The 5707-nt window shown below is 72.9% G+C and carries 6 protein-coding genes and 1 pseudogene; 5 read left to right on the top strand and 2 right to left on the bottom strand.

Annotated elements, in window-relative coordinates; all coding sequences use genetic code 11:
* Positions 1-81: 81 nt before the first annotated feature.
* Positions 82-1620 carry an ABC transporter permease gene (locus tag I59_RS00120; protein ID WP_022902126.1) on the top strand — a complete coding sequence of 513 codons (1539 nt, stop codon included), beginning with the start codon at positions 82-84 and terminating at the stop codon, positions 1618-1620.
* Positions 1621-1674: 54 nt separating this feature from the next.
* Entirely contained in the window at positions 1675-1962 is a 288-nt protein-coding gene (locus I59_RS00115) for a hypothetical protein (RefSeq protein WP_022902125.1), read from the top strand.
* Between the two features lie 15 nt (positions 1963-1977).
* Here the strand turns inward: I59_RS00115 and I59_RS00110 are convergent, their stop codons facing one another.
* A complete protein-coding gene (locus tag I59_RS00110; protein ID WP_022902124.1) occupies positions 1978-2484 on the bottom strand; it encodes an 8-oxo-dGTP diphosphatase in 507 nt (168 codons plus the stop codon).
* Positions 2485-2536: 52 nt separating this feature from the next.
* On the opposite strand from I59_RS00110, the gene I59_RS00105 reads away from it, so the two are divergent.
* Complete coding sequence (locus tag I59_RS00105; RefSeq protein ID WP_022902123.1) at positions 2537-2887, top strand: hypothetical protein; 351 nt, start codon at positions 2537-2539, stop codon at positions 2885-2887.
* 43 nt (positions 2888-2930) lie between these two features.
* Positions 2931-3821 carry an aminodeoxychorismate lyase gene (locus I59_RS00100; protein ID WP_022902122.1) on the top strand — a complete coding sequence of 297 codons (891 nt, stop codon included), beginning with the start codon at positions 2931-2933 and terminating at the stop codon, positions 3819-3821.
* Between the two features lie 159 nt (positions 3822-3980).
* Here I59_RS00100 and I59_RS21145 read toward each other — a convergent pair.
* A pseudogene (locus I59_RS21145) lies at positions 3981-5179 on the bottom strand (amidohydrolase).
* 148 nt (positions 5180-5327) lie between these two features.
* On the opposite strand from I59_RS21145, the gene I59_RS00090 reads away from it, so the two are divergent.
* Positions 5328-5707, top strand: a 380-nt coding sequence (locus I59_RS00090) for a Fic/DOC family N-terminal domain-containing protein (RefSeq protein ID WP_031272257.1), incomplete at its 3' end; no start/stop codon positions are given.

Raw genomic sequence — 5707 nt, 5'->3', positions numbered from 1 at the left:
CGCAGCTGACCCGTCCCGGTCGCTCCGAGCACCCCGGGCGTATCCTGACGCTCCGGATCGAGAACAGGAGCACCTGGCCGAGTGAGCACCCCGCGGAACGACCTCCCCCCGAAGCGGACCACCCGCCCCTCGACCCGCGGCACGCACCCGCGGCGGGGGTCGTCCGTCGCCGGCCACCGTCGGGTCCGCCAGGCCCCGGTGCCCGAGCCGCAGCGGATCAGTGCGTACCGTCGCTGGTACGGCACGCTGCACCCGTCGCTCCAGCTCATCGGCCTCCAGCTCTGGATGCCGCTGTTCTTCATCGTGGGCTTCTGCCTCTGCTACGTCTTCGCGTTCCACGCGCCGCACCCGCACGACGTCCCGGTGGCCCTGGTCGGCAGCGACCCGACACTCGTCGCCGCAGTGGGCAAGGCCCTGCCCGGCGAGTACGTGTTCCACGTGTACGACTCCCTCGCGAGCGCGAAGCGGGACGTGCTCGCGGGCAGCATGGCCGTCGCCTACGACCCGTCCGCCAACGAGTTCTTCAAGGCCAGCGCGCACCAGTTCCAGGTCGCCTCGCTCGTCCCCGCGACGCTGTCCGCCGTGCTCGAGGCCGGCGGAACGGCGGCGCCGAGGATCACCGAGCTCGCCCCGCTCCCCACGTACGACGAGTACGGCACCGTGTCGATGTACGTCATGCTCGCCTGGTGCATCGGCGGCTACATGGTCGCGATGTTCATCGGCATCATGGGCGGCCCGCTGCGGCACCGCACCCGGATGGCGGTGATCGTGATCGGCGGCCTCGTCATCTCGCTCATCACGAACACGCTCGCCGGCCCGGTCGTCGGCGCGATCCACGGGCACTTCGTCCCGCTCGTCCTCATCGCCTGGGGATGGATCGTCGCGATCGGCCTGGCGGTGAACGGCCTGAGCTACTTCGCCGGCCGGTTCATCGCCGCCCCGGCCATGATCTGCTTCGTCTTCCTGTCGATGCCGTCCTCCGGCGGCGCCTACCCGAAGTGGTTCATGCCCGAGCCGTTCGCCTGGCTGAACAACGTGGTCGTCGGCTCGAGCATGGTCGACATGATCAAGCACCAGATCTACGGCGTCGGGCCGGGCCTCACCCGCGGGCTCGTCACGATGGCCTGCTACGCGGGGGCCGGGCTGGTGCTCATGTACGTCGGCAAGATGTGGTGGGAGCACCGCCGCATCCGCGCGATCGTGACCGGTCGGACGACGATGTTCCAGGACGCCCAGAACGCGAACCGCGAGTTCCTCGGCAAGCAGCGCGACCAGGAGCTCGAGCGCCACGGCCTCACCTCGACCGAGACCGGCACGCTGACGGTCCTGCGCGACGACGAGTGGGAGGACGACCGCGCGAACGGCGACGTCTTCATGGGAGGTCGGGACGGCCTCGAGACCGACAGCACGCCGACGGGCCGCATCCCGGTGGTCCGCTCCGGCGAGCGCGGAGGCCCTGCGGGCCGGCCGGGAGGCACGACCGCCGGACCGCGCACACGTCCGGTCCCGTGGGTGGACGCGTCGCGCGCGCCGGTCCGGTCCGACGCGCCGGCGCGCTCGGGCGCACGGCCCGGCGGCACGGTCGAGGACCGTCCGCACGGTCGGCACGCGGACCGCTGACGCCGGTCGGAGCGGGGGGCGGTCGTCCGTGACGCCGGGCGTATCCTTGGGGCCATGACCCCGCGCATCGCCTGGCACCGCGTCCTCGTCACCGTCGTCGTCGTGTTCCTGGCGCTGGCGGTCGTGTTCTACGCGCTGAGCGTGTTCCTCGCCCCCGCCGACGGACGGAACACCGCCGGGCTCTTCGTCGGTTGGGCGATGTTCGCGATGATCGGCGCGATCGGGGTCGGCATCGTGGACTTCTTCGTCCGCCCGCTCGGCGGGCGGAGCGGTGACGCGGACGTCATGGCCGCCGCCGAGGAGGCGCGGACGGGCAGCACCCGGACGCAGCAGGCCCGCTGACCCCGCGCGGAGCGCTCAGCCGTCGGACCCGGTGAACCCGGCGACCGTGGCGTTGTCCTCCGCGAACGTGAACCGTGCGCGGACCCGGCCGCCGTCGAGCACGCCGGGCAGCCAGTACTTGGCGTCGTCCCACATCGCGCCGTAGGGCACGGCGTCGACCGGGATCCAGCGGGGTTCGAGCTCGTCGCTGCCCGTCGGGCTCCCCTGCCAGCGGCGGCAGACGAACACGTCCGAGACCTGTGACCAGGACGGCCGGAACGGGAACCGGTAGTCGAGCGTGCCACGTGCCTCCAGGTCGGCCGGGTCGAGCCGCAGGCCGACCTCCTCGGCCACCTCGCGGACCGCGGTGTCGACCGCGGCCTCGCCGGGTTCGCGCTTGCCGCCGGGTCCCACCAGCCGGCCGGTCCCGAGGCCCCGCCGCTTCTCGCCGAGGAGCACCTCGGGTCCGTCGGCGCCGTCCCGCAGGAAGTAGACGACGACCACCGCCGGGTGCTGGATCGTGCGGTCCGCGCGTTCGGTCACCCCTCCAGTGTGGCGTACGCTCGTTCCATGGCAGGCGTGCTGTGGGGGCATCATGGCTGAGTCCCGCAGGACGGGGCGCAGCCTCGAAGTGCTGCGTGCCGAGGCCGCCGAGGAGATCTCGATGCTCGTCGAGCACCGGAGCCGCCAGGGCGAGGACCCGTGGGACTTCATGCCGACGCTGCCGACCGTCGACGAGCAGGTCGTGCTCATCCTCCGCGCCGACTCCCTCGAGCTCGACGCCGCGATCGGTGCACGGAGCGCGCAGTGGTCGATGCACCCGGCGTCCGGCCAGGGCACCTCGATGGGTGAGGAGTACCACCGGCTCCGGCGCATCGCCATGCAGCACCCGGAACTCACCGCCGCCGTCTGGAAGCTCATCGGGGCGCTCCCCGACGCCGGCTGACGGCCCGGTGGAGGCGCCAGCCGCGCTGCGGTTGGATGGGGACATGACCGAAACCGTCCTCGCGATCCTCAACCAGCCCTCCCGCGACGCTGCGCCGCACGACCCGGACGCCGACGCGTTCTGGTTCGCCGCACCGCTCGAGGAGCACGTGCAGGTCCAGGACCTCGGGGTCATCCGTGGCGACGGCGTGTTCGAGACCATCACCGTGGTGGACGGTCGGCCGCAGGCGCTCGAGCCGCACCTCGCGCGGTTCGAGCGGTCCGCCCGCATGCTCGACCTGCCCGTGCCGGACGCCGGGGCTTGGCGTCGCACGATCGAGGCGGTGTGCGCCGAGCTCGACCCGGTCCGCGAGGGCTTCGTGAAGACCGTCTACACGCGCGGGGTCGAGGGGTCGGACCGGCCGACGGGCTGGGCGTACGCGGCACCCTCCGGGGACCAGACCCCCGCACGGACCGAGGGCATCTCCGTCGTCACGCTCGACCGCGGGTACCGGCACGACGTCGAGCGGACGTCGCCGTGGCTGCTGCAGGGCGCGAAGACCCTGTCGTACGCGGTGAACATGGCGGCGCTGCGCGAAGCCGGCCGTCGCGGGGCCGACGACGCGCTCTTCGTGTCGACGGACGGCTACGTGCTCGAGGGCACCCGGGCGAACCTGGTCATGTCCGTCGGTGGCCGGCTCGTGACGCCCCGGACCGACATCGGCATCCTCGCCGGCACCACGCAGGCCGACGTCTTCCGGTTCGCCGAGGACGCCGGGATGGACACCTCCTACGAGCTCGTGACGCTCGCCGACCTCGAGTCCGCGGACGCCCTCTGGCTCGTGTCGAGCGTCCGGCAGGCGGCTCCCCTCCGGTCCGTCAACGGGGTCACTCGGGCGATGGACCTGCCCCTGACCGAGCGGATCAACGAGTTCCTGCTGTCGCGCGAGGCCTGACCGTTCCGCTGGGTCCGCGCGGGGACCGCGCGACCCGACCGGACGACGGACGGGAGGCCCGTGGCGGCGTCGCCACGTCCTCCCTCGCAGGCTCGGTCGGCGCGCCCGGCGCATCGCTCCGCGATGCCGCCGAGCCGGACGCGCCCGTCCGTCAGGCGGTCACCAGCGGTCGCTGGTGACGCCCTGACCGTCGACCCACTCGAAGACCTGGGCGCCCTCGATCCAGACGCGCGTCGCGCGGCTGGTCGCCGCGAGCGGGTCGCCGTCCCAGAGGACCAGGTCGGCGTCGTACCCGGTTCGAGACGACCGACGCGGTCGCCGAAACCCGAGGATGTCGGCGGGGTTGGTCGTGAGCGCCTCGAGCGCGGTCTGCCACGGCAGCCCCTCCTTGACGGCGCCGTGGCCTGGTTGACGAGCATGTTGATCGGCACCACCGGCGCGTCCGTCGTGATGGCGACCCGGACGCCCGCCGCGGCGATCGTGGCGAGGTTCGGGATGCCGCGGTCGCGGAGCTCCACCTTCGAGCGGCTCGTGAAGAGCGGGCCGTAGATCACCGGGATCGCCTTCTCGGCGAGCACGTCGGCGATCTTGTGCGCCTCGGTGCCGTGGTCNACGACGAGGCGGTACCCGAACTCCTCGGCGAGCCGGATCGCGGTCGCGATGTCGTCGTGGCGGTGGGTGTGCTGGTCCCAGGCGAGCTCGCCGTCGAGGACACGCACGAGCGTCTCCTTCGTGAGGTCGCGCGCGAACGGGTCGCCCTTCGCCTCGGCCGCGTCGCGGGCTGCGCGGTAGTTCTGGGCCTCGACGAAGGCGTCGCGGATGATCTTGGCGACGCCGAGCCGCGTCGACGGCGTCTGGCCCTTGCCGCCGTACACGCGCTTGGGGTTCTCGCCGAGGGCGCTCTTGACGCTCACCGAGTCGGAGATGAGCTGCTCGTCGATCGTCCGGCCGCCCCAGGTCTTGATCGCGACCGTCTGGCCGCCGATCGGGTTGCCGGACCCGGGCTTCACGACGATGCTCGTGACGCCGCCGGCGAGCGCGTCGCGGAAGCCCTCGTCCTGGATGTCGACGGCGTCGATCGCGCGCACGCCGGCCATGTTCGGGCCGGTCATCTCGTTCGTGTCGTTGCCGGCCTCGCCGTTGGCCTCCTCGTGGATGCCGACGTGCCCGTGCGCCTCGACGAACCCGGGGACGAGCCACGCTCCGGCCGCGTCCACGACCGGGATCCCCGGCGGCGGCGTCACGTCCGGTCCGATCGCGGTGATCCTGCCGTCCTCGACGACGACCGTCCCGCCGTCGAACTCCGGGGAGGTGACGGGGACGACGTGGGCACCGGTGATGGCGAAGGAGTTGGTCATGGCTCCACGCTAGCGAGCCGGCGCTCCACGCATACGACATCTGGATTCCTGGCGACGAGTGACGCGGGCGCCGTACCGTCCTCGTGCGCCGACCCCTGGAGGAACCGTGGACCACGCCGAGTCACCCGCCCACCGTCCACCGTGGCCCGTGCACACGACGGTCCTCCGGCCCTGGCGCAGCGGCCAGCGCGGGCCGAGGGCCGACCGCCTCGTCACCGCCGTCACCGCCTCGGTCCCACCGCGGATCGCCGCTGCCGGGTGGACCCCGGACGTCGGCACCGAGCAGCTGCTCGCGCACGCCGCACACGCGCTCCGGGTCCTCGACGCCGAGCACGGACACGCACTCGCGGGGCTGTCCTCCCTGCTCGTCCGGACCGAGGCCGTGACCTCCTCGCGGATCGAGCTCGAGCAGGCGACCATCGACGACGTCGCCCGGGCGTCCGTCGGCGGCCGGGCGAACCCGAGTGCCACACTGGTCGTCCGGGCCGGCGCCGCGCTCGGACGACTCGCGGCGATCGCCCCGGCGGA

The organism is Curtobacterium sp. B8, assembly GCF_000333315.1.
GTDB classification, from domain to species: domain Bacteria; phylum Actinomycetota; class Actinomycetes; order Actinomycetales; family Microbacteriaceae; genus Curtobacterium; species Curtobacterium luteum.
This window is presented reverse-complemented; position numbering and strand designations above follow the sequence as displayed.